Annotated in this window: 1 protein-coding gene and 1 pseudogene; both read right to left on the bottom strand. The window is 63.7% G+C overall.

Annotated elements, in window-relative coordinates; translation table 11 throughout:
* Positions 1–54 precede the first annotated feature (54 nt).
* Entirely contained in the window at positions 55–213 is a 159-nt protein-coding gene (locus tag QZH66_RS19100; protein WP_345783882.1) for a hypothetical protein, read from the bottom strand.
* Positions 214–229: 16 nt separating this feature from the next.
* Positions 230–587, bottom strand: a pseudogene (locus tag QZH66_RS19095) (sodium/glutamate symporter); the annotation flags it as partial.

Below are 587 nucleotides of genomic sequence, written 5' to 3'. Positions count from 1 at the left end.
CTGCTGGTGTGGGAGCGGGTGATTTGAGGTGCACCGCCCTATCCCGGGCCCACCCTACTTCAGGTAATTCAAGAACCCCGTGATGATCACCGCATTGAAGAAGTCGATGAACAGCGAGCCCACCAGCGGGATCACGAAAAACGCCTTCATCGACGGGCCGTTGGCGGCCGTGAAGGCCTGCATGTTGGCCATGGCGTTGGGCGTGGCGCCCATGCCGAAGCCGCANCGTGATGATCACCGCATTGAAGAAGTCGATGAACAGCGAGCCCACCAGCGGGATCACGAAAAACGCCTTCATCGACGGGCCGTTGGCGGCCGTGAAGGCCTGCATGTTGGCCATGGCGTTGGGCGTGGCGCCCATGCCGAAGCCGCAGTGGCCGGCGGCGATGACGGCGGCGTCGTAGTCGCTGCCCATGACGCGGAAGGTGACCCAGTAGGCGTAGGCGAACATCACCGCCGTCTGCACCAGCAGGATGACGAGTAGCGGGCCAGCCACCTGGGCCAGCTCCCAGAGCTTCATCGACATCAGCGCCATGGCCAGGAAGAAGGCCAGCGAGACGTTGCCCACCACCTCGAACTGGCGCATC

It is taken from the genome of Stenotrophomonas sp. YIM B06876, from assembly GCF_030711595.1.
Taxonomy (GTDB): domain Bacteria; phylum Pseudomonadota; class Gammaproteobacteria; order Xanthomonadales; family Xanthomonadaceae; genus Stenotrophomonas.
This window is presented reverse-complemented; position numbering and strand designations above follow the sequence as displayed.

Bases quoted from the DNA above. Each gene is read 5' to 3' on its own strand.
- QZH66_RS19100 (WP_345783882.1), bottom strand. From the start codon at position 213: ATGGGCGCCACGCCCAACGCCATGGCCAACATGCAGGCCTTCACGGCC.